Annotated in this window: 19 protein-coding genes, 4 pseudogenes and 1 other annotated feature; of the genes and pseudogenes, 12 read left to right on the top strand and 11 right to left on the bottom strand. The window is 66.8% G+C overall.

Translation table 11 applies throughout. The features are described 5' to 3' along the window. Nucleotides 1-76: 76 nt before the first annotated feature. The 3 genes from KALB_RS26760 to KALB_RS48680 form a co-directional block, all read right to left on the bottom strand. A complete protein-coding gene (locus KALB_RS26760) occupies nucleotides 77-466 on the bottom strand; it encodes an ArsR/SmtB family transcription factor (RefSeq protein ID WP_025358761.1) in 390 nt (129 codons plus the stop codon). Nucleotides 467-735: 269 nt separating this feature from the next. Further along, on the bottom strand, nucleotides 736-1,044 hold the full coding sequence (locus tag KALB_RS48685; RefSeq protein WP_201771819.1) for a hypothetical protein: 309 nt from the start codon (nucleotides 1,042-1,044) through the stop codon (nucleotides 736-738). A gap of 156 nt (nucleotides 1,045-1,200) precedes the next feature. Next, a complete protein-coding gene (locus KALB_RS48680) occupies nucleotides 1,201-1,743 on the bottom strand; it encodes a TniB family NTP-binding protein (protein ID WP_201771818.1) in 543 nt (180 codons plus the stop codon). 800 nt (nucleotides 1,744-2,543) lie between these two features. Between KALB_RS48680 and KALB_RS46920 the strand changes: the two genes are divergently transcribed. From KALB_RS46920 to KALB_RS26735, 4 genes are all read left to right on the top strand, one after another. Beyond that, a protein-coding gene (locus KALB_RS46920; RefSeq protein ID WP_411931075.1) for an IS5 family transposase occupies nucleotides 2,544-3,376 on the top strand; the annotation gives its coding sequence in 2 pieces (ribosomal slippage) (nucleotides 2,544-2,882 and nucleotides 2,885-3,376; 831 coding nt in all). Between the two features lie 183 nt (nucleotides 3,377-3,559). Next, on the top strand, nucleotides 3,560-3,850 hold the full coding sequence (locus KALB_RS46915; protein ID WP_148309673.1) for a hypothetical protein: 291 nt from the start codon (nucleotides 3,560-3,562) through the stop codon (nucleotides 3,848-3,850). A 162-nt stretch (nucleotides 3,851-4,012) separates the two neighbouring features. Beyond that, the gene (locus KALB_RS26740; protein ID WP_148309672.1) at nucleotides 4,013-4,255 is read left to right on the top strand and encodes a hypothetical protein; all 243 of its coding nucleotides are present in this window, start codon (nucleotides 4,013-4,015) and stop codon (nucleotides 4,253-4,255) included. Continuing rightward, nucleotides 4,252-4,944, top strand: coding sequence for a response regulator transcription factor (locus KALB_RS26735; RefSeq protein ID WP_025358757.1), 693 nt, complete (start codon nucleotides 4,252-4,254; stop codon nucleotides 4,942-4,944). Before KALB_RS26740 ends, KALB_RS26735 begins: the two co-directional genes overlap by 4 nt. A gap of 91 nt (nucleotides 4,945-5,035) precedes the next feature. On the opposite strand, the gene KALB_RS26730 is transcribed toward KALB_RS26735, so the two are convergent. Beyond that, nucleotides 5,036-5,551 carry a transposase family protein gene (locus KALB_RS26730; RefSeq protein ID WP_201771816.1) on the bottom strand — a complete coding sequence of 172 codons (516 nt, stop codon included), beginning with the start codon at nucleotides 5,549-5,551 and terminating at the stop codon, nucleotides 5,036-5,038. A 549-nt stretch (nucleotides 5,552-6,100) separates the two neighbouring features. Between KALB_RS26730 and KALB_RS26725 the strand changes: the two genes are divergently transcribed. After that, nucleotides 6,101-6,487 (top strand): hypothetical protein, encoded by a 387-nt coding sequence (locus KALB_RS26725; protein ID WP_025358756.1) that lies wholly within the window; start codon nucleotides 6,101-6,103, stop codon nucleotides 6,485-6,487. Between the two features lie 944 nt (nucleotides 6,488-7,431). Here the strand turns inward: KALB_RS26725 and KALB_RS26720 are convergent. After that, a complete protein-coding gene (locus KALB_RS26720) occupies nucleotides 7,432-9,123 on the bottom strand; it encodes a polysaccharide lyase 6 family protein (protein ID WP_148309671.1) in 1,692 nt (563 codons plus the stop codon). Between the two features lie 943 nt (nucleotides 9,124-10,066). Here KALB_RS26720 and KALB_RS44285 point away from each other — a divergent pair. Together KALB_RS44285 and KALB_RS26710 are read left to right on the top strand one after the other, a co-directional pair. After that, entirely contained in the window at nucleotides 10,067-10,672 is a 606-nt protein-coding gene (locus KALB_RS44285; protein ID WP_025358754.1) for a helix-turn-helix transcriptional regulator, read from the top strand. Nucleotides 10,673-10,691: 19 nt separating this feature from the next. Next, nucleotides 10,692-11,654 carry an AraC family transcriptional regulator gene (locus tag KALB_RS26710; protein ID WP_025358753.1) on the top strand — a complete coding sequence of 321 codons (963 nt, stop codon included), beginning with the start codon at nucleotides 10,692-10,694 and terminating at the stop codon, nucleotides 11,652-11,654. A 268-nt stretch (nucleotides 11,655-11,922) separates the two neighbouring features. Here the strand turns inward: KALB_RS26710 and KALB_RS26705 are convergent, their stop codons facing one another. Next, nucleotides 11,923-14,226: an ATP-binding protein gene (locus tag KALB_RS26705; RefSeq protein ID WP_025358752.1), complete on the bottom strand. Its 2,304-nt coding sequence runs from the start codon at nucleotides 14,224-14,226 to the stop codon at nucleotides 11,923-11,925. Nucleotides 14,227-15,112: 886 nt separating this feature from the next. Here KALB_RS26705 and KALB_RS26700 point away from each other — a divergent pair. Further along, a complete protein-coding gene (locus KALB_RS26700; RefSeq protein ID WP_025358751.1) occupies nucleotides 15,113-15,874 on the top strand; it encodes a GAF and ANTAR domain-containing protein in 762 nt (253 codons plus the stop codon). A gap of 149 nt (nucleotides 15,875-16,023) precedes the next feature. Continuing rightward, a pseudogene (locus tag KALB_RS45695) lies at nucleotides 16,024-16,943 on the top strand (IS3 family transposase). Next, nucleotides 16,299-16,430: a sequence feature (AL1L pseudoknot), on the top strand. Its footprint overlaps the pseudogene before it by 132 nt. Before the next feature lie 7 nt (nucleotides 16,944-16,950). Here the strand turns inward: KALB_RS45695 and KALB_RS26680 are convergent. Both KALB_RS26680 and KALB_RS45690 read right to left on the bottom strand, forming a co-directional pair. After that, nucleotides 16,951-17,178 (bottom strand): annotated as a pseudogene (locus KALB_RS26680) (integrase core domain-containing protein); the annotation flags it as partial. A gap of 66 nt (nucleotides 17,179-17,244) precedes the next feature. Then, nucleotides 17,245-17,629: pseudogene (locus tag KALB_RS45690) on the bottom strand (IS30 family transposase); the annotation flags it as partial. On the opposite strand from KALB_RS45690, the gene KALB_RS48675 reads away from it, so the two are divergent. After that, nucleotides 17,519-17,740, top strand: a complete 222-nt coding sequence (locus KALB_RS48675) for a hypothetical protein (RefSeq protein WP_182836337.1) — start codon at nucleotides 17,519-17,521, stop codon at nucleotides 17,738-17,740. The pseudogene KALB_RS45690 and the gene KALB_RS48675 overlap by 111 nt on opposite strands. Next, nucleotides 17,721-17,960 (top strand): annotated as a pseudogene (locus KALB_RS47780) (integrase core domain-containing protein); the annotation flags it as partial. The gene KALB_RS48675 and the pseudogene KALB_RS47780, both read left to right, overlap by 20 nt. A gap of 282 nt (nucleotides 17,961-18,242) precedes the next feature. On the opposite strand, the gene KALB_RS26670 reads toward KALB_RS47780, so the two are convergent. Next, complete coding sequence (locus tag KALB_RS26670; protein WP_148309667.1) at nucleotides 18,243-18,587, bottom strand: hypothetical protein; 345 nt, start codon at nucleotides 18,585-18,587, stop codon at nucleotides 18,243-18,245. 1,476 nt (nucleotides 18,588-20,063) lie between these two features. Between KALB_RS26670 and KALB_RS26665 the strand changes: the two genes are divergently transcribed. Further along, nucleotides 20,064-20,558, top strand: a complete 495-nt coding sequence (locus KALB_RS26665) for a hypothetical protein (RefSeq protein WP_030110869.1) — start codon at nucleotides 20,064-20,066, stop codon at nucleotides 20,556-20,558. Nucleotides 20,559-20,624: 66 nt separating this feature from the next. Here KALB_RS26665 and KALB_RS26660 read toward each other — a convergent pair whose 3' ends face one another. Then, nucleotides 20,625-21,617, bottom strand: a complete 993-nt coding sequence (locus tag KALB_RS26660; protein WP_025358745.1) for a hypothetical protein — start codon at nucleotides 21,615-21,617, stop codon at nucleotides 20,625-20,627. Next, nucleotides 21,614-22,171 (bottom strand): RNA polymerase sigma factor, encoded by a 558-nt coding sequence (locus KALB_RS26655; protein WP_025358744.1) that lies wholly within the window; start codon nucleotides 22,169-22,171, stop codon nucleotides 21,614-21,616. Before KALB_RS26655 ends, KALB_RS26660 begins: the two co-directional genes overlap by 4 nt. Nucleotides 22,172-22,929 lie beyond the last annotated feature (758 nt).

Here is a 22,929-nt window from a genome sequence, read left to right as displayed (position 1 = left end):
CTTGCACTCCGATCCTGTGAACCTGGGAGCGGTCACCCCGCCGGGCGAGAAGGAGCGGCGGCGGGGTGACCGCGTCTCAATGACCCCCTGAGGCCGAATCTGGCATATCGGTCGCCTGCCCCGTCGCCACCACCGAGGACGCGGCGGTACGCAGGTCTTCCAACAACTCGACCTGCCCGGACAACACGCCCGTCAGGATCGCGCGGGCCACCGCGAGCAATTCGGCCACCTGCGGGCTGGTCAGCGAGTAGTACACGTTCGAGCCTTCCTTGCGGGTGGCCACCAAGCCGGCTCGCCGCAGGAGAGCGAGATGCTGGGACAGGTTGGTGGCCTCGATCCCGACCTCCGGCAGCATCTCCGCCACCGCGTGCTCGCGCTGGCTGAGCAGCTCCAGCACCCGGATCCGCGCCGGGTGCCCCAGCGTCTTGAAGAACTCGGCCTTGAGCTGATAGAGGGGCCTACTCACTGCGACCACCGGCGTGAGGAGCGGCGGGGCGGAACGTGGCCGGGGCACCAGTCATGCCCATGATCGTCATGTCGTCGATCCTTCCTCGTCCAACCCCTGCCCGAGGGCCAACCACACGCTCCGCAGGACTCAGCAATTGCAGACCTTAGCAAGTCTTCACGACGCCGAATGGGTGGGTGGGGCGAGCACCGCACCAGCGGCCTCCGCGCCGGTCAGGCCACGGAGGATTCCTCATAGTCGTGGACCTACGCCGTGCCCAGGTGCGAGGGCTACCGACGTGCGTGAGCGGTTCGACGGTTGCGGTGGTAGTACGTTTGGGCGTACTCGCTGATCTCGATGGTGTCCATGAGGCCGCGAGTGATCGTTTCCTGGCTGCTCAGGACGGCCTCGATGGCGGACTCGCGGATGAGGTCGGACAGGCCGCAGATGCTGCCACCGGTGCGGTCGTGCAGGTACCGCCACAGCCGGGCTAAGGTGCCGAGGCTGTGTCGGTACAGGACGAGGGCGCCTTCCATCGCTTTGATCACGGCGGCCCATTCTCGGCGTCCGCGGTCGGTAGTGATGCTGAACGGGCGCATGGTGTGCAGTGTGTTGTGTCCGGAGGTTTGCGTGGCGCGGGTGCTGCCGTGGCCTTCCAGGAACAGGCCAGAGGCGAACAGATCGACGCCGGTGTAGATGAAGGTGGCGGCGGTGTGGTTGGCCAGGTATTTTAGGTGGTCGTTGACGACTTTCCCTTACCTGGCCGAGAGATCGAGGAAGCGCACGTCGTCGATCACGACCAGCTCGACGCCACACAGGCGTATCCCGTCAAGGACGGTCGTGGTGATCTCGTTCTTGGTCGCCTGATGTGGTTGGGGGTGACAGAGGTAGTCGGCCAGCAACATCGAGAGGTCTTTCGGTGTGGCCTGGGACGGGATGTTCAGATAGACCACCGGGGTGTAGTCCACGAGGTAACCGTCCACAGTGTAGGGCCGGGTCGAACCGCGCCGAGGGAAGCGTTCGGGGCGACGATGGCGAAGGTGGCGTTCAAAGTCGGCCGCGAACACCTCGACCAAGGTGGACTTACCGATGGTGGCCGGACCATCGAGCACGATGCCACGACGAGCGCCAGGGGCTTGGCGAGCGTTGGTGCGCATCCGCCGATGGATCTGGTGGTGGATCCGCTTCATCTGCTCGGTGCGCACGATGACCAGCGCGCTGTGGTAGTCCTCCCTGTCTTCATCGAGTCGAGCACGCTCGTCCTCCGGCAGCCGCAGATAGTCGCGATAGGACGGCATAACGGGCCTCGGAGGTGGTACGGCGTCGAGGTAGGCGCGCTATTCCTCTTTCGTGCGAGGCTCGGCCAGCCCTGGGTGCGCGAAGTGCTTCACGGCCGGCCTACCGTGTGGTGAGGGTCCCAGATGTCCGCAGCCCGCACCGTGTCCAGGTCCAATCCGTCGTTCTCGTCCTCGGATTGCTGCTCGACCGGTGGCGGGTCCGTGTGAGCGGGCGCGGCGCGGTCGGCGTCACGGCGTTGGGCTCGACCACGGTGAGCGTCGCGGGCCCACCGTGTCGTGCGGTGCGGGTCCATGTTTCCGGCGCGTCGGTGCGGTTCTGCAACTCCAGCAACGCGGCGGCCATCTCATCCTGGTCAGCGGGGTTCCGGCCGTGGGAGGCGATCAGGCGGCGGGCTTCGCGGTGAGTCACGTCGGTGAACGGCTGATGTTCGCCCAGGGCGTGAGTCCAGCGCAGCACATGCCAGCGCCCGTCGGCCGGATCACGGAAGTAGGCGTGCAGCAGGTTGCGCGGGTCGCGACGGATCGGCCACAGCCCATCCGGATAGGGCGATCGGGCCTTGCGGTAGCGGTAGAGGATCTCGGCGTTGTAGGTGAGGTAATCGATCTGGACACCCTCGGGTTGAATGGTGCGGCCCCACCCGCGATGGGCAGCAGTTCGTAGTACAGGGCCGCGTCGGTGGGGCAGCCCACATAGCCGGCGACCGCGATCGCCATCGCGTATGCCTCGTTGGGCGAGACACGCAGGTTAGACCGAATCTCATTTGGCTATGTTCTCAGGCAGGCGATATCGTTGATCAACGATGAGCGATGTAGAGAAGTGGTGTCCGGAGCCATTGTGGCTGCTGGCGCAGCCGCTGTTGCCCGATGCGCCGCAACGCCATCAGGGCGGGGGCCGGCGTCGACTGGGCGACCGCGCGGTGTTGGCCGCGATTCTATACGTGTTGCAGACCGGATGTGCCTGGTCAGCACTGCCCGCATCGTTCGGAGTCAGTAGTCCCACCGCGCACCGCCGGTTCGCCGAGTGGGTCGAGGTGGACGTGTTCGCCCGGCTGCACCAGACACTGCTGGACCTACTCGGCTCCGCTGGGGCGATTGACTGGTCACGGGCCTCGGTGGACAGCATGCACGTCCGGGCGGTCACAGGGGGGACCTGACCGGCCCCAGCCCGGTCGACCGGGGCAAGCCCGGCTCGAAGATCCACGCGATGAGCGAGCGGGGCGGCCTGCCGCTGGCGGTGGTCATCTCCGCCGCCAACCGCAATGACCACCAGGAATTGGAAACGGTGGTCGATGCCGTCACGCCGGTAGTCGGCCCGGTCGGGCGGCCCCGGCGTCGACCGCGCACGCTGCACGCGGACAAGGGCTACGACTACCCGACCTGTCGAAAGGCGCTGCGTGGGCGGGGCATCATCGCCCGGATCGCCCGCCGAGGCATCGAGTCGGCCAGGAGGCTGGGGCGCCACCGGTATGTCATCGAACGGACCCTGGAGTGGGTTTCCCGGTTCCGACGGCTGGCGCGCCGCTACGAGCGTAAGGCCGCCTACTTCGCGGCATTCGCTCAGTTGGCCTGCACGGTGATCTGCTACCGACGGGCCATCAAGCTGGGCTTGTTGACCCACAACAACCCCAAATGAGATTTGGTCTAAGGCGGGAGGTAGAGATTCAAGGTCTGTCCATTCGCGACGGCGTCGAGCATGGCCTGTAACTCTATGGGCGGGGGCCTGGTTGACCACGCTCGCCACCAGTGCTGCAGCAACCTCCACGAGGCCAGCTATCCACGGACCCGCCGAAGAGCGCGTGGCCAGGACGGTCGCGGTGTGTCTCCGTGTGCCGTCCGGTCCCCACCAGCCCAGCTGGGCGTCAGCGGCCCACCAGGTCTGGGTGCGACCGTCGCGGAACACGCGGGTGACCTTGGACCAGTCACCGGGCTCATCGGGGCTGGTCCCGGCCAGCGATGGCTGGTCGCGCCAGGCCCGCTGGGCAGGGACGAACTGGTCGCCCAGTTGTCGATGTGGATCTGGGGCCTACTGGACCTCATGTGCCGCGCGGCCGGCGTGGTCATCGACCCCGACGAGCCGCTGCCGCCCCTAGCGGACGCGGCGACCTGAATCTCGTCTTTCTCACTCTATGTGCTTAACCCGACGCGCGACACGCGATTGCTGGTACATCGACGTATCGGTTACCTTGTGGCTCCGCTGATCGCGGAGTGTGACGGTGGCCGTGGCAGCGGGGTGATCCGCCAGATGTCGGCACAGGGGAGGGAACAGGGAGTGACCAGCCAGAAGGGGGCCTGGGACTGGCTGGACCAAGCCGCCCAGGAAGCGCAAAAAACGATCGAGCGCCTGTACGTGGAGGCCCGGTCCAGCCTCAGCGACGAACACCTGGGCGAAGCCCCAGGCGACACGGCTGACGGTGTCGGGTCGCGGCCTGGCGACTCGGCTGAACCGCCCGACGCCAGGCAGGGGTACGGGACAGAGCAGACAGGGCTTGGCGCGATGGACACCTCGTCGTGAAGACCCACGTCCGGTTCACGGGGATACTGCGGGTCCTGGCCATCGACGCGACCCCGCTGGTCCGCGTGGGGCTGCGCATCGTGATCGAGCAGGCGGCAGGCCTGGAGTGGCTCGGCGCTACGGACAACCCAAACGAGCTACGTAGGGGTCTGTCGACGCTGCTGCCGCACATCGTGATCGTCGATGGCGCGGTCGACCCCTACGGTCACCTCGTCCGGGATCTTGTTGGCGAGAATCCCAGGCTGACCGTGGTGGCTTTGCTGCATGACCACCAACGCACCGACGTGTGGCTGCGCACCGTCCGAGACGCCGGTGCCCACGGCGTGGTTCGCCGGGACGCTGCCCCGTCCAGCTTGGTCACCGCAGTCGTATCCGCGTACACCACCCGGCGGTTCATCGACCCCGGCCTTCGCGTGGCCGGACACCGCGGGCCCGACAACGCCGACACGCTGTTAACGCCACGGCAGCACGAGATCCTGCGGATGATCGCCAGCGGAATACGTGAGGCGACCATTGCCGAGAAACTGTTCGTGTCTCCAGCCACGGTGCGCACCCACATCAAACAACTGCGCGGACGCCTGGGAGCCAGGGACCGGGCGCACGCGATCGCCCGCGCGTTCTCCCTTGGCCTCCTGCCCCTACCCACGAACGTCACCGGGAGTGTCGATCTTCCTGCTCTCGCTGATTGACGTGATCTCAGCGACTTTCAGACGAGTCGTCCATGCTTGAAACTGAGTGAGTACGAGTGCGGCTTTGACGATGGTGCCGATCTTGCGAGGGCTAGCTGTGAGGTGCCGCAGGGCACGCCAGCGTCCGGCAAGTACGGCGTGTGTGCACGCCAATGCCCGTGCCGTCGTATCCGCCGTCGGCCAGCGTGGGCAGGTCGAGTTGGGAGGCAGCCCAGTAGATGGCGCCGAGCACGTGTTTGCGGGCGCAGGTCAGGTCGTGGAACGAACCGGGTTCGACATCGGAGACCCACAGCGGGAACCCACTCGGCGCCGACAGCGCCTGGATATTGCCGCTGTGCTCGTGGGCCTTTCCTGAATGCCAGAGGTCGATCTGTTCGCCTTTCACGCAGGTGGTCTGCTCGTCGCAGCGGTCGACCGAGAAGCTCTTGCCGTCCAGGATCGCGTAGTCGTTGGCTCGCTGTACGGCGTCGTGCAGGTCTGGTGCCCGCTCGGCGAGGACCGTGATGACCTCGTCCAGGTAACGGTAGCCAGTGGCGCGGGAGACGCCGTAATCGCGTGCCAGCGCGGTGACATCGGTGTTCTGGCGGAACCACCGCAGACCCAGCACGGCCTGCCGGAAGCAGGTCAACGCCCGGGTTGCCGTGCGGGTGCCACTCGAACAGCCCAACGAACTGACTCGGCCGCAGGGGACCTACGATCAGATGATCAAGACGGTAGGGGTTTGCCGGTAATGATCAGTGTTGTTGCGTGGCAGTCTTGGGATTCCCCGTCGCCATGACACCGGAGCAAGATCGACCCCACGATCCAGGCGGGAGTGGAGCGTGGGGCAACCTCACAGCCTTGAGGCAGAACCGGAATAAACGTTCACGAGGGCACGCTTCGCGCAGTGCAGTGTTTTTTACAGGCTGTTTGCCGGCGGAGCTGCGAATTGTCGCCGCCGGCCGAGTATACCTGTATTTGCTGCATGTTTGGTGGCGGCGCGCAGGAACCCCGTGAACCGGGGATCGCTCGAATGGAGCAACAGAGGCCACCCGCAGGGGGTGTGAGGACAATGACGGATTCACCGGTACTGCCGTCGACGGCCCGACCGGCGCCTGAATGGCTGCGGAATCTTGCCGCGGCCAGGGCCCACTATGAGGAACGGTTCGGCTGGCCGATGGCTGTGCAGGTCGCCGAACGGCAGCTGGCCGTCACGCTCGGCCAGGTGGTGGACGCGATCACCATGCCGGCCGAGCTGGCCGCGCGGGTGCACGCGCAACTGGGCATCGCCATGCTGGCCGGCCCGGTGATCGCGCACCCGGACGGCAGGTTCTGGACCTTCCTGACCCAGACGTTGTCGACGCCGCGGAACGACCTCATGAACGATCTTGCCGAGCAGGATGTGCGGCACGCCGCGGCCGGCAGGTACGCCGTGATCCCGACAGAGCTCACCGACGCGGGCTGGCGGTGGATCGCCGAGCCACGACCGAACCAGATGCTGCCGTCGGCGTACGCCGTGGTGGCCACCGCGCGCCGGGTGCGCGCCGCCGACCCGGCTGCGTGATCTTGAGACCCGCGTGTGGATCCCCGGAGAGCGTCCGAGTCAGCAGAGCACCGGCTGACGACGTGCCGGAACTTGGAATTCTTAGCCAATTCGCCAGCGCTCGAACGTAGCCGACACACCTGAATATTCCCATGCGGTTCTCGGTGTGCCCAAAGAGGACGACACCATGCCGTCGGCATGAGCACGAGTTGTTGGTCGGCACCGTGTGGTGTCGGTCGGCCTACGGGCGCGTCTGGTGGACCGTGGGACATTCCCATTCTGCCAGGCCACTTTGCCCCTGGGCTGCGCGTCGCGGCCTGTGTCCAACCTGGACCTTCATCGAAGAACCGAGCTTGAGACGACGGACCTGGCCGAAGCCGGTCCTGGAACCTAGGGGTGGGACCGAGGCCAGGATGACGGAACTGGCGCCCGGCCGGCAGACCAAACCAGCCGGCACACCCGGCCTCATCCGCACTCAGGCGCGAGTCGTCTGACTAGCCAGGCAGGCCGCGCACGCGGACCTCGATGGCCCGCCGCGCCGCCTCGATCCACACCTACGGCGTGGTCACCTCGATCCCCCAGTACATCGGCTCGGCGGTCGCGATCGTGGTGGTCGCAGCGATCGGCGTCCGTCTCGGCCGACGTCCCGCCGCTGGCGGCGGAAATGCGAAGTTCCCCCACACGCTGGGGAGCTCACATGGCGAGGACGCCGTTGTCTCTGGAGGAGGTTGACGAGGTCTGGCGTCGCTGGCGCTCCGGGCAAGCGGTGAAGGTGTCAGCCCGGCAGATGAGGCGACACCCCTCGACCGTGCGGGATCTACTCAGGCGTTGTGGTGGTGTGCGCCCGACGTCCCACCGACGCGCAGCACTTCGACTGTCCCTGACCGAGCGGTGAGGGACAGGCCCGCAACGACGGCGGCGCCGGATCGCGTTCGCATGCGTTGTCTCCTCGGGTGAGTCCGGCGCTACGGCGCAGTGGAACCGACGTCGGCCGTGGTCAGCGGCCGGGCTGGGGTGGCCACGTTGTACTGGTCGGCGCCGACGTCCTTGGCGGCGGGCCGGGTCTGCCCGTCGATGTCGAGGGTTGCCTGCGGGAACGAGCCGGTCGCCGCGCCGATCGCCGGACTGGTGGCGGTGGGCCGCAGGAGCCCGTGCGCATCCCGCACCAGCCGCGGGTCGATCGTGCGGTACGCACCGGCGGGCAGGGTGCCGGCGGGTGCGCCAAACAGGATGTTGCCGGTGAAGTGCAACGCCGTGCCGATACCGGTGGCCGCCGGCTGGCCGTGGCCGAGCAGGATGTTGTCGGCCAGCGTGTCGTCGGAGGGCGGGAACGGCTTGCTGCTCTCGTACCAGACGATGTTGCCGGTACCGGAGAGCGTGTTGAAGGCGACCAGGCAGTGGTCGGCAGCCTCGTGGTCGGTGCCGCTGGTGGTGTCGTCGCGCACTTCGCCGCCGCCGACCTCCATCGGTGTCCCGGCGGTGTCCTCCACGATGTTGTTGATGATGACGTGGTTGTTGCCGAAGAAGCGGATGCCGGTGGTACCGCCGATGAGAATGTTGCCTTCGACGAGGGTGTTCCACCCGTGCCGCAACGAGATCGTGCCACGACTGTTGACGATGGTGTTGTACCGCACCACGTTGTTGGTCGACTTCACCGAGATCGCCTCGGAGTCACCGTCGGCCTTGTCGAACAAGTTGTCCTCGATCAGCCCGTTCGCCACAGCGTGCTGCCGGCCGGACAGTCCGAAGCGGATCGACTCGCCGCCGTTAGCGCCCTTGTACTGGTGGTTGAAGAAGTAGTTGTGATGCACGTGTACCCGCTGCGCCATGTCGTGCGCACCCGGCCCGACGACCTGCAGGTACACCCCGACCGCCGTACGGTTCTCGAAAGTGTTGTGGTCGACCTCGGTGTCGCTGGCCGCGACGGTCAGGTCGGCGTTCCCCGGGTTGCCCTGGAACACGTTTCGCGTTATCCGGTTGCCGGCGGCGCCGCCGGGTACGGTCAGCCCCGCGTCGTTGGCGAACACGAACCCCTGCACAACGACATGGGACGCCCCGGTCAGGTCCAGCCCGCCAGACCCGGTGAACCGCACCTGCCCGAGCGCGGCGATCGTGATTGGCGCCTGCGCGGTACCCGAGCGCCCCACCCGGATCGGACCGGCGCCGTAGACGCCGGCGGCCACCTCAAGCCGGTCGCCCGGCCGAGCCTGCGCCAGGACCACGGGCAGCTGGCCGGGTGAAGATACCGTCAGTGTGCGCGGCGTTGTCCCGGTGGCCGTGCTGGCCGACGAGGCGAGCTGGCCACCGCAGACGGCGAGCAGTCCGGCCAGGCCGGCGGCGACCAGCACGCCAAGCCTCCGGAGTAGGGGTACGGTGCGGACCATGTGTGCTCCTAGAGTTGGGGGCCTCTCAGGCGGGTCAGGGCAGGGTGATGAGGGCGGCGCTGCTGGACCCCGAGGGTGATGCGGGCAGGCCTCGCCGGATGTCGGGACCTGGGTGGCAGGTTCGGGGGTGAAGTGGCCGTTTGCGTCGACGGCCGGGTTGCCGGCCTTCACGGTGACGGCGCGGTGGGTAGTGGGGTACTCGGCAAACAGCCCGCTGGCCTGGTTACCTAGGGCGACGACGCTAACCGTGCCGAGGCCGCCGCGACCGTCCAACGGATCCTGGACCGGCCCCGCATCCGCACCACACTCATCCCCACTCCCGGCGTCGGGTGGCAGCCATCTACGACGGCTACTGCGGCGGCCCCACCAGAGAAGCACCAAAGATCGGATGAGTCAAGACTCAGGGTCGCGTCGTGCGTGATCACCAGATCCAGTCCCACCAGCCAGAACAGACTATCCTTCGAATCCTCTCGAATCGGCATCCAATGCTGATCATCGCATCTGATCGAGCAGAGATCCTATGTATTTGCGACCGCGGTCAGGCTGTCCAGCACGATCGAGATCACGCGTTCGGATGGGGGACGGCCCGCAGAGCCAAGCCGCGCACTGCCACTGCCGCATGCCGGGTCAGCCAGGGGCACCGAGCGGCCGTGATGGGCGCCTATCAGCCGAATCACACGGTGGCCACGGCCCATCCCTCTGCTGTGTGGGCGATCCGGAGCACGGCCAACCGTGCGAGGTTGACCGCGGCGGCAGCAGCGAGAAGTCAGCGGTCACTTTCCGTAACGCCTCCATCGGCTGCGCCACGGACTTCAGCAGACACGGCATCGACACCAACGCCTTTCACAACAAGGAACACGAACTGCGATGGTGACTCACCACCAGGGCATGATCACGTGACACGCCGTGCTGCGGATGCGCTCGGGAGCCGTGCCCGTGGACGTCGAAGGACACCAGCGGCGTACCGCTGATCGTGGGGAACGCGCCCGCATGTCGAGTTGAGGATGTCTCGACGATGCCGGGCAGACAGCGACGGAACGGGACGTGTGGGCGGCAGCCGAATTAGGGACTTAAGGCCCTAGTGTCGATTATCAGGCTACGGACATCGTGTCCCCGGCATCGTGCGTGGGGTCCCACCGTGCACATGCCCCACACCTCAAACGGTTGGCGCGTCGCTGTCCCGCGCCGTCGGCGTCGCAGCGGAGGGAGGGCGGTCGTGCCCGCACACAGTGCCCTACTCCCGATCGAACACGTCGACGTCACCACGTCGGATCCAGAGGTCGCGCAGGCGACGCTCGACGAGCTGTATGTGCCGAACTGGCTCCACCGCCCGGATACGGACAGCTTCACGTTGCGGTTACGCCGACACGCGGTCGGTGACCTGTGCGTGGACCAGGTGCGGATCAGCGGCTCGCTGTCGCTGGACACCGCTGCCTTCCCGCGCAGGGTGTTCGGCTTCCTGCACGCCGGCCAGTGGAGCGGCGCCACTCGGCGGGAGGAGTTGCGCGGCCGGGCTGGGCTGACCTACGCGCTGCCGCCGCAGGACGCGGGCGCCTACACCCTGTCGGCCATCGCGGCAGCCGCCCGGGGGAGCCCACGGGCGTTGCAGGACGCCTTCCGCCACCACGACACCACCCCCATGGCCTACCTGCACCAGGTCCGCCTATACCACGCGTACCAGGATCTGCTCGCCGCCACCGGCGACACTATCGCGGAGATCGCCCGTCGCTGGGGATTCGCCACCCCGGGCCAGTTCTCCGCCCGCTACCGCGACACCTACGGCCACCCGCCCCACCGGGACCTGGTCCACGAACCCCTCTGAGCACGGCACGGGGACCATCATGGGACTAGTTTTCACAAGCAACGACCTGGATGAGATCCAGGAATTCATCTGCGCGGACTACACGCCGGTACGGCTCAAGGCCCACTCCCAAGATCAGTACCAGATGCAGATCATCCGGAATCCGTTGGGGCCGATCAGACTGGATCTGGTCGGCTGGTGTTTTGAGGTGGACTACGCCTTCAACCCGCCGGGCAGCATCGTTCTGGCCGGGGTGGAGTCCGGCACCATTTCGCATAGTGAAACCGAGGGCGTGCAGGACAGCTATGGCCCGGGTGAGGTGTTCCTGGTTGCCCAGCCCGACCGGCCGTATGCCGGCCGGATGTGCCATGCGCACTTCAGCTTCACCGTGCTGGAGCCGGCGTTGCTGTCCCAGGTGGCCGGGACCGCGCCCGGCCGCACCGAGGCCCCGGTGCGGTTGACCAGCTACCGGCCGATCTCCCCGGCCGCCGGCCAGCACCTGCTGCGCACCATCACCTACCTGCGCGACCACGTCCTGACCAACCCGACGCTGCGGGACGCCCCGTTGATCGCCTCCACCGCACCGCAGTTGTTGGCGGCCACGGTATTGGCCACCTTCCCCAACACCGCGCTGCTCGACCCCACCATCGAGGACCGCCACGACACCCATCCGGCCACGCTGCGGCGTGCCATGGCGTTCATCGATGACTACGCGCACTGCGAGATCAGCGTCGCCGACATCGCCGCCGCCGTGCACGTCACCATCCGCACGCTGCAGTACGCCTTCCGCCGCCACCGCGGCACCACCCCGATGGGCTACCTCCGCCAGGTCCGCCTGCACCACGCCCATCGGGAGCTGCTGGCCGCCGACCCCACCACCGGGGTCACGGTGACCGAGATCGCCGCCCGCTGGGGCTTCTTCCACCCAGGCCGCTTCGCCCACTACCACCGGCACGCCTACGGCCACCCGCCGTCTCGGACCCTGCTCCGCCACGCCCCCTGACCCGCGCCCTGGTGCGGACTCCGAGCGTCGGGGGCCGCTCGGAGTCCACTTCCCAAGGGTGCGTCTTCAAAGGGTGTGTGACCGATCTGGTTTGAGCGCTTTCACAAACCACCGGTACTGGAGATTGCCAAGTCGACGATTGGGTTGGTGACCCTGACCGAGCCGCGGGAGGGGTACTTGGGGCTGCACGGAAAGCGCACGGTCACCGGGATCGACTTCAGGGCGGACGCCTCCAGGGCGAACGGCGTGTCAGCGCAGTTCGCTCCACTCACCTCACCGGTCCCGGCGCGTGCACACCGCGGTTTGGCGAAGAGGAACCCTGGGTGACGACCCACGTGGCGATTTGAGTGCGTTTGGTGAACCCCAGCTTCTGCATGATGCGCTCGACATGTCCTTCGGCCGTGCGCTGGGCAACCACTAGTTTGGCCGCGATCTGCTTGTTGGACATGCCCTCGGCGACCAACTGGGCTACCTGTCGCTCGCGGTAGGTCAGTGGGGACTCCGGCTCGGCGAGGACCGCATCATTGGCGGCCTCGGCGGTACTGGGTGGAGGCTCGCCGAAGGCATAGGCGACAGCCTGGTCGTAGTCGAGTTCCTGGCCGCGTGAAAAGGCGGCTTCGAATGCTCGTCCACCAAGGGCCTCGCGGGTCCGGGCCACACAGGCCGACCGAGGCTCGGCGATCGCGCCGATCCGGAGCACACGCAGGCTGAACACTCGATCCAGATGGTCAACGGCGCCCATGAGCACCGCCGCACGTTCGAACTCCCCGGTGGAGGCCGCCGTCCGGGACAGCATTTCGATGGTGAGCACGGCGCGCATGTCGTGCTGCCCGTGCTGGACCCGCAGGGACTCACGTGCGTGCGCGGCCGCCTCGTCAACGGCCCCCGACGCCCACTTGGTGGTGGCGAGCGCGTAGAGCACGTGTGAGCAGAAGCAATACCGTTCACCGCCCTCCTCGGCGGTGGTGCGGGCCAGATCGATCCATTCTTCCGCACGCTCATGCGCTCCTTGCACGGTAGCGGTGAGGGCACAGACCCCGCAGGCGAGGATCAGCACGCCGCGCGCCGTGGCGCGCGCTTGGTAACTGTCGGCCGCCTGCGCGAAGCTCCGTTCGGCCTGCGCATAGTCGGACTCACGGAGCGCGAGGTAGCCCTTCGCGTGAGCGGCGCGTCCCCTGAGGTAGTCATCGTCATGCTGCGCTGCCAGGAGCGCGCACTCCTCGGCGTTGAGTCGAACGGCGGCGAGGTCACCCTTGTGGTAGGCGAAGAACGTCGCCCACGACAGTGCTTCGACCCGCTCGGCGGTCGACTCAGGAGCCGCCTGCAGCAACAAGCCCAACCAGTGCCGCGCCTCGGTGTGCAGACTGCGGCCGAGCCAGTAGAACCAGAGCGCTGACATCATGCGCAGCCCGGCTTGGCCCTCCTGCGGTTGGGTGGCGCAGAACTCCAACGCGGCACGCAGGTTGGCGTGGTGGCTCGGCAACACACGCAACCAATCCAGCTGGCGGGGCCCGGTCGCTTCGGCCTCGAAGCGTTCGGCCAACCGCAGAAACCAATCACGGTGCCGGCGCTGTGCCAGCGCACCCTCATCGGTCTCGTGCAACCGCTCCTGCCCGTAGGAACGCAGGGTCTCCAGCAGCCGATACTGGCGGTGCCCCGCGACCTGCCCGACCAGCAGGATGGACTTCTCAACCAAACTGGCCACCCGTTCCCACACCATCCCCGCGGGTACGTCCTCCCCAGCGCAGACGAACTCGGCCGCCTCCAGGTCGAACCCGCCGGCGAACACCGAGGCACGCGCCCAGACAAGCCGCTCCGCGGGTGTGCACAGGTCGTAGCTCCACTCGACCGCGGCCTGCAGTGACTGGTGGCGGTCGCCCCTGCGCCGTACCGCTGTCAGGAGCCGGAAACGGTCGTCCAACCGTTGCTCAACCTCGCCTAGCTCCAGCACCCGTAAGCGAGTCACGGCCAGTTCGATCGCCAACGGCAGGCCCTCCAGTTGGTGACACAGACGGGCTACCATGGGGTAGTTGTCGTCGGTGAGCGTGAAGTTTGCGACCACGGTCCTGGCCCGCTCCTCGAACAAGGCGATCCCGTCATAAGCGCGCAGCGAATGCGGTACCCCGCAGTCCGGTGTGGACAGTGGTGGCACAGGAAGCGGCGCGACCGACATCACCTGCTCGCCGTACACGCCGAGCGCCTCCCGGCTGGTGGCCAGGATCTGTACCTTGGCCGCAGTGAGCAGTACCGCCGCAGCCAGCTTCGCGCAGGCGTCCAACAGGTGCTCACAGTTGTCGAGAACCAGCAGCATATGCCAGTCACGTAACCGGTCGACCAGAACTGACAGGGGATCCACACCCGGGCTGCGGTCCACACCGAGGGCGGTCACCACCGTCTCCGGCACCAGCGTCGAGTCGCTCACCACGGCCAGGTCGACAAACCAGACGCCGTTGGGAAACGTGCGGCGGAGCGCCCTGGCCGTGTGCAGCGCCAGCCGGGTCTTACCTACACCTGCGACGCCGGTCAGGGTCACCGACCGTGCGGTCGACAGGAGCCGCTTGATCTCGCTCACCTCTTGGTGACGGCCCACGAAACTGGTGAGATCAGCCGGGAGTTCGGCACGTCGGTTCGCCGATGTTCCGCCTCGTGATGCGGACACCGGATCACCATACCCGCGAGACTCGGTTGCGTGTCCCACCGTCGTCGAACGGTGCGGTCTGCAGCAGGATGCCTCCGCTAGATGCGTGAGGTAGGCCGAGGATCTTCTGACACATGATGGTTCCTGACGGTTGAACGGGTACGCGGTGGTGGCGCATTCAGGGGGAGAAGGTCCGGCGACTAGCCTCACGCAGGCTTCACGTCTCGTAATCCCGACGCCGACATCTTCGGGCCATGGTTGCCCTTGATGAACATTCCAACCTCGGCAGCGGTGCGGCCGCGGGATCTGTCTCCAACGCCCTGTGGGGGTTGTACTCTCCGTCGGCATCGATCACCGGGACCACCACCGTCATCTCGTACCGAGGCTGTCGCCCGCCCCGTTGATCACTGATGTGACGGTGGCACGCCCCGTTTTGGTCTTGAGCTTGCGAGCCTGCTGCCGGTACCAAGGCGGAAGCAACAGTCATTCAGGTGATTGCCTTGGCGTGTTGTGGCCAGACTGGCAAGGTCTCCGGCATGCGGGGGAAGCTCACGCGTTCCTTGATGGCCATGTCGGCGTGAAGGTAGATCTGCCGCATCGGGGCCAAGCTGCAACGCATTGCCGCGCAGCGGGCACGCGACCGCACCGCCAGCGGACAATCCGCCGGGCGTCAGCTATCACCCGCCACCGCGAGTCCGCGATCGCGTGTGGCTGCCAACTCCTGAAGCAGGCAGTGGTACAGGTATTTTCCCCCTCCCGAATGTGCTGCTCGGGCCTAGCGTCAGTGAGTACTTGCGAGCTTACTGAGGAGACGACAGCGATGATCGATGACGAAGTGGAGAGGGCCTACGAGACGATCTGCGCTTGCGCACGGCAGGAGGGAGTTCCGGTCTCTGTCCGGCACATCGCGCTCGCCTGCAAGAGGATGCTTGCCGCCGACGGTGTCGGGATCTACTTCTTGGGCGGCCTCGGCCTGGGTGAGTCCGTCTACTCCACCGATGAGGGTGCCGAACGCGTGGTCGAACTTCAGGTCACCCTGGGGGAGGGTCCTGCCTTGGCGGCCCTCAACGAGGATCATCAAGTGCTGGTTGCCAACTTGACCTGCGGCCTGTGCGACCAGTCCTGGCCCGTGTTCACGCCTGCCGCGGTCCGCGAAGGACTGCGCGCGATCTTCGCGTTTCCGCTGAAGCTGGGAGTGGTGAGCGTCGGCGCGCTGGAGATCTACCGGGCACGGCAGGGTGCGCTTTCCGATGCTGATCTCAACGTCGCGCTGCTGTTCGCCGATGCCGTGATGATAAAGATGGTTAACCAGACGGGCGATACACAGGTCATGAACGGGGACATTTCGTTCCTCGACCAGGTCGACGAGCGCTGGAAGAAGGTCCACCAGGCCACGGGAGCTGTCGCGGTGCAACTGCACGCAGGTCTCGCGGATGCGTTCGTCTGCATGCGCGCGTACGCCTACCGCAGCGATCGACGCCTGTCCGAGGTTGCCGACGACATCCTCAACGGCGTGCTGGATATCACTACCGACGACCGACTCGACCCCGGTAGCAGCGGCAGCCTGCGAGTCAGCGACTGACGACCACGAGGACAGCCATACCGCCACAGGAGTCGAGCGATTCTCAGCGTCCTGTAGGGGCGACACCACTCGCAAGAACACCGAGCACGGCTCCGGACCTGAACCGCGCCGGGTGTGATGGAGGCTTTGTCCCTTGAGAGGATGGAGTCATGGCTGGAGCTTCACGACACCCCGCTGAGGTGCGGGCACGCGCGGTGCGTCTGGTTGAGGAGCACCGGGACGAATACCGCTCGGAGTGGGCAGCGATCTGCTCGATCGCGGAGAAGTTCGGAGTCAGCGGGGAGACGCTGCGTAACTGGGCGCGGCAGGACCAGGTCGACCACGGACAACGTCCGGGTACCACGACCGAGGAGTCCGCAGAACTCAAGCGACTGCGTCGGGAGAACGCGGAACTCAAGCGTGCCAACGAAATCTTGAAGTTCGCGGCAGTTTTCTTCGCGGCGGAGCTCGACCGCCCACACACCGGGTGATCGGCTACATCGGCCGGCACAAGGAGCTATTCGGGGTCGAGCCGATCTGCGCTGTCCTGCGTCAAGCGAGCGTGTCGATCGCCCCGAGCACCTACTACGCGGCCAAGTCCCGCCCAGTCTCGGATCGAGCCCAGCGCGACCAGCGGCTCTCAGCCGAGATCATGAGGGTATGGTAGGACAACTACGAGGTGTACGGCGTCCGGAAAGTGTGGCAGGCATTGCGCCGTCAGGCAGTCCAGGTCGCACGGTGCACAGTCGAGCGGCTGATGCGCCAGTTGGGGATCGCCGGTGCGACACGCGGCAAGACCCGCCGGACCACCATCCCTGCTACCGGCATCGACGCCTCGATCGGGTCGGTGGGGGATGCCTACGACAACGCGCTGGCCGAGTCGACGATCGGGCTGTACAAGACCGAACTGATCACCAGGCGTGGTCCGTGGTGCACGCGTGACCAGGTCGAATACGCCACCCTGGAGTACATCGACTGGTACAACAACCGACGGCTGCATGGCCAGATCGGGCACCTCCCGCCCACCGAGCTTGAGGCCGCCTACTACCGTGAGCTGAGGTGTGTCAAGGAACTTGGACAGGTCCTCTGAGTGTTGATCACGCAGCGGCTGCTGCGGTCAGATGGTCCAGCAGGGCCTGCGCGGGAGTGCGGTAGCCCAGACTGCTGTGGAGCCGTTTCCGGTTGTAGAACACCTCGATGTACTCCGCGACGGCGAACCTGGCCCGCGCACGGGTCGGGAACTGCTCGCGGTGGTACATCTCGTTCTTCAACGAGGCGAAGAACGACTCGGCAGCGGCGTTGTCCCAGCACACCCCGTCCGCCCCACACTGGCGTGAACCTCGTTCTTCTTGCAGTAGAAGGAAAAATCGCTCGAGGTCTATTGCTCAGGCTCAACCGGTCGTCGTAACACCGGCTCACTGAAGCGAGACGTATCAGCTCGTTCAGTGCTTCGGCTGGTGTCTTCCAGTCGAGTGTCTTGCGTGGACGGTTGTTGAGCGCGGCGGCAACGGCATCGAGCTCGTCGCGGTCCCAGCGGGCCAGGTCGGTTCCTTTCGGAAAGTACTGACGCAGCAAGCCATTCGTGTTCTCGTTCGTGCCCCGCTGCCACGGACTGTGAGGATCAGCAAAGAAGATCCGCATGCCGGTGTCGATCGTCAACTGAGCATGCTGGGCCAGTTCCTTGCCACGGTCCCACGTCAGCGTTCGACGCAGCTGCTCAGGAAGCGTGACGATCGTTGCGGCGATCGCATCCCGGACAGCCTCGGCTCCATCGCCGACCTGCCCATCAACGCTTTCATCCAGCCTGCTGGCCTGCCCATCAACACCTCCACGACCGAGGTGTTGCGACGACCGGTTGAATTCACCGTCTATCGGAGATGCCTATGACAATGCGTTGGCGGAGTCCATCATCGGGTTGTTCAAGACCGAGGTCGTCAACCAGCACGGCCCGTTCACGACGCTGGCCGAGGTCGAGTACGCGGTGATGGAGTGGGTCGACTGGTACAACAACGCCCGTCTGCACTCCCGACTGGGCTACCTCACACCGGCCGAGTATGAGACCGTCTACTACGCTCAACATCCGCCACGCCGACCGGCGCTGGTCTGATACCGAAGCCGGTCCCTTACCCGTGACGGTTCACTCTCCATCCCACCGGGACTTCAGGGCATGACCCCGCTGAGCCACATCAGGTGGATCACTTCGCGGGATTCCACCCGCCCGGGGACCACCCCCGCTCGCGCGGGAAGCCGAACTGGAAGTCGCAGTACATCTCCACCAATCAGCACCCGGGTTTCCCGGCCGATCTCCCCGGTGACACGGGCCTGGGCCTGGGCCCGCAGCGCATCGCATCGCGCAGGCACTGTCCGGCGGGCGCGTGGGCGTCGGGGCCTACTCGCAGTCATCGGCGTGGGTCTGGAACCAGTGCAGGACCTGCCCGGCCAGGTCGGCGGGCAGGAGCACCCCCTCGCCACGGTCGGTCAGGACCAGGACCTTCCCGGCGACGGCATCCAGGGCCAGACGCAGAGTGTCGGCGTGCCCGGTCGCCCAGACGGTCTCCGTGCTCGGGTCGTAGGTGACGGGCAGGCCCGCGAGAACCAGCTCCTCGTACAGGTTCACCTCACCCTGCTCCCGGTGCCAGGCGCGGGCCACCGCACCGTCGGCATCGAGCAGCAGCACGCGGTCGACCGCGACCGTCAGGTTCTCCCACACCCCGCCCACGTCCGTGATCCTCACCGTGGACCGCGATCGGCGCAGATCAGGACACCCACACGGGTGCCCGCCACGACCCGGGAGGCGCCAGCACCGGGAGCGGGCGAGCAGGCCCGTGTTGCCAGCGGGCCTGTCCGCAGTGGACTGGCCGCACCCGCGCGGTGAGTGCGCCCAGCACGGGGCGCGGCACCGTGTCGGTGCCGGTGGCGGTCGCCTCGTGCAGTGCAGTACGGCAATCACGAGTGAGAGTGCCTTCCACAGCACGAGGACGCCAGCGATAGCGCCGAACCCGGTCGCGGCGCAGATTTCTCTCTACACGATCGGGGGAGCCCGTGCCGGTCGGGCCGCAGGTGCACTCCTGTCAGTCACAGCACTGCTGTCGAACCCGGCCTGAGTGCTATCGGACGATGAGGAACGTTGAGCGACGACACCGGCCCCGACCAGTCGGCCCCATACCTTGGCACCTGCACGATCGGCCAGTTCGAACACCACGTGGCCTCCCTTGCAAGCCGCCCCGGGCTCGAGCGAGTCTGGGTGGTTGCCCAGGCGCACGCCTACCACTCCGAGCAGTCACGGCAGGCCCGCAGACGCTGGCCCAGGCTCTCCTTGACCGCCAATGCGCGACTACCCAGCGACGACCCCGGGGAGCGGGCCTGGCAGTGGTGCCACAACTTCGCACTCCGCACCTGGATCATCGAGCACCTCGGCTCAGGCGACGTCCCGGACTGGGCTCCCCGAGACCCTCGCCACCGGCACCCTGGCAGTGCTCTCCCTCGCCCCCGATCACGCCGCTGCGCTGTGCACGGACTGGCGTGATCGTCCGATCGAGCAGATCGGCGAGCCTTCGCCGACACCAGAACCTCACAGCCCACCTCGACAGGCTTGTCGGCCACCTACCAGCCGGTCCAGCCAAGGATCGCGTGACTGGCTGGCGTGGAATCCGTGACCAACTGCCGTGAGACCGGTGTCGGGCAGCCACCTGACCAGCTCTGACCGCGCAGGCCAGGAAAGCTTGCGTGCGCGGCCCGATGCTGCAGGCCGCTTCGGCCATGCTCCCGCGCGTGGAGGACCTCGACGACGGTCCAGGGACCCGTCGGCCCGATCAGGTGCGGTGACGCACGGTTTATCGACGCCTGTTCAGTGACGTTACGGGCCTGGTTGTGATAAAGCCAACGTATCTGGCGTAATTTGCTGGCCTCGCGCGGTCGGAGAATTCGAGCACCTCGTGTCGGGTTAACGGTTGACTCAATAAAGCACTGAAACAGTAGGGGGTGATCCACTAGCCCGAACAGTGGCTTGTCGCGCGCACCGGAAACCGGCTTGACTGGTCGAAGACGCATCAGCGTCATGTCTCACGATGGGGGTTCTGTGTTCAGCAGGTCTCGCGCGGCAATGATTGTCGCGGCAATTTCCGCTGCCACCCTGATTCAGGCGGGGCCGATTTCCAGTGCGGCCACCGAGCACCCGAATGGCGCCTCCGCCTCCACAGTGCCGACGCCGGTGGACACCCGGCGCGATGGCGACCACTGTGTCTGGCTGTACGGCAAGTCCGAGGCGGGCAAGCCCTCGCCGCTGGTCGACAAGGCGTGCTCGGACATCTCGCCGGAAGCGGCCTCAGCCAAACTCGACGCGCAGCAGGCACGGCGTGCGGGCACGTCTGCCTCAGCCTCGCCCGCGGGCCGCGTCCGCATCATGATCTGGTACGTGGACGGCAACTTCAACGACTACAACCCCGCCACCGGTACGACCAACGGGCACCGGTCGGACTGGATCGACGGCAAGGACGGGCCCTGCGACGCGGCCGGCTACCGGATCCCGACCGACTCCTTCTGGAGGGACAATCTGTCCTCCCTTGTCGGCGACAACAACTGCCACACCGCACGACTGACCGACAAGGCCTTGGTCTACGCCCAGGACTTCCGGATCGACCCGTACTACGCTGGGAATTTGCAGGGCTACAACGACAACGTCGGTCTGATCCACGCGCACAGCTGATCCGTCCGCTCGCACCTCGGCGATAGTGTGTGGCGGTCCACCGCACGAGACCGCCACACACCGCTGTCATGGACGGCTGCTGGTATCCGCGACAAATGCCGAGGCCAACCACAGGTGATAGCGCACCGTGGCTGGTGTCCGCACGGTCGTGTGCAGCTGCGCGGTGTCCACGCTCAACGCCACGTATTCCACCGCACGCAATACGCCGGTCTCCGGGTCAATCAGGAGATAGGCCCGTTGCGTGGGGAAACTGCCGGAGTCGGTCAATACTGCGGAGACCGCGATCGCCGGACGACCGGCGCGGTCGGTGGTCCGTCCCTCGACCGCGAGTCCCGGTCGGGTGGACAGGACCTCGAGGAACGCGGACGTCACCGCTGGCTTGTTCAGCCACACGGGCCAGGTGTGCACCGCCTCGGTGAGGAACCACGCCGCATCGTGCTGCTGCCCGGCACGGGTGAACCAGTCCACCAGCCCACCGTGATCGGTCAGTGTGTCCGGCCACGGGGTCTTGTCGAACGGCCGGTCGTCAGTCATCGGCGTGGCCCCGGGCGGAAGGTTCTGTTCCCTGCTCACACCGCGACCGGTGCCATCGGGCCGGACCCAGACCTCCGAGAGGCGCTCGGCCAGCAGGGATCCCAGGTCCTCACCACCGGTGCCCTGCACAGCCGTGAACGACCAGGACCGGCTCTGGGAGTAGAAGACCGGTCCCCGGCCAGGCGGTGCGGGCTGACCGGCCGCGCGGACTGACAGGTCGCCGAGCAGGCTCCGTGCGTCGGTCTGCTGCGCGACAGGCTGGAAGGCGAGTAGGGGCGGGGTAGCCGCCACCGCGGTCGACGTCCCGATCACCTGGGTGGCCAGCAGCCCGGCACCGCCCACCGCCACCACGGCCAACCCCGCACCGACCAGCACACGCCGACGACTCAACCCCTTCGTGACCCGTTGATTCTCACCCGAGTCCTGGGCAATGTCCGCCGCCTCCCAGGGCGGGGTCGCCCCGTCCGCGGTCGTGGGCGACTGCGCCGCCAGCCGCTGCATCGCGCGCTCGATCCGCTGCTTCACTGGGCGACCTTCCCTTCGAACGTGACTGTCGCAGTCCCGAGACCATCCTCATCAGGCAGTTCCTCACCACGTGCCAACGCCTCAGTGAACCGACGCCGCGCCCGGTGCAGCCGGACCGCGAACGTGGCCGTGGAGCACCCGGCGACGCGCGCCGCCTCTCGTGCGCTCAGCTGGTGCCACACGGTCAGCATCAGCGCTTCCCGGTCCCGCTCGGGCAGCTCCGCCAGCGCGGTGAGCACCGTGATCCGCTCCACCACCCCTGCCTCGGGACCGACCGCGCGGCCCGTGCCGGTCATGCGGGCGAGGTCGTCGGCGAGCAGGAGTTGCCGGTCGCTGCGGCGCCGCTGGTTGGCGATGAGGTGGCGGGTGGTGACCAGCAGCCAGGGCAACTCGGCATCCACGGGCAGCTCGGCACGCTTGCGCCAGGCCACCAAGAACGCCTCGTCCACGGCCTCGCGTGCGGCCGCGGGGGAGCAGCTGTTGAGCGCGTAGGCGAGAACCCGCGGGTGCAGCGCCCGGTAGAGCTGGGTGAACCGCTCCTGGTCGACCCCCATGTGCCGGTGACCTCCGAACTCCCTCGAGGTGGTGTTACTGAGCAATGTCGCCAGCAGGGCCCATCCTTACAGCCACCCCTGGACAATTTTCCGAGTCGGCTTGGCGAGGGGAGAGCGGTGCAACCACGGGGGGTGCGGACGGTCGTGCCCGGCGCCGGTGACCCCGGGTGTTCCCGCTGCGGTCAGGGCGGCCAGCGTGGTGCCGACGCCGATGTAGTCCCAGCTCACGAGCGGACAGGCCGGGCCCCAGCCGTAGTGCTCTGTGAGCTGCTGCCACAGCCCCGGCTATCGCCCGGTGAACCGCACTCTTCGATCGCAGTGAGCAGGCCACGTGAACTGCGGGCGACGCCCGCGCCTGAAGCGAGGTCGATACGCGACCGGGGGGCTGTCACTTCGCAGGACTGCCGCGGACCACCATCCGCAGTGCCGCGGCTGATGGCTGCGCGCGACCTATCTTCCGACGCCACTGGCTATCGACTCAGACTGCCCACCTTGAGCGGTTGCCTGCAGGACCTGTCACCACCCAGTTGGAGCATTGCTCACTTTCTGTGGCCCGCGTTAGCCCCGGTCGGGTTTGTCGCATTTTCGACGAACTGTGCAAACAGTATGGGGGAAGCGTGCTGAGACGATTAACTTCGCTGTGCTCTGCCGTGACGACCGTCGCGTTGACAAGTGCGATCATCTCATTCGGAGGCGCCCCCCGCCTTCGCGTAGGGTGGCGGACTGTGCGACGCGGGAACGAATTCCGCAGTCGCCAC

The organism is Kutzneria viridogrisea DSM 43870 (assembly GCF_000525635.1).
Lineage (GTDB): Bacteria > Actinomycetota > Actinomycetes > Mycobacteriales > Pseudonocardiaceae > Kutzneria > Kutzneria viridogrisea.
This window is presented reverse-complemented; position numbering and strand designations above follow the sequence as displayed.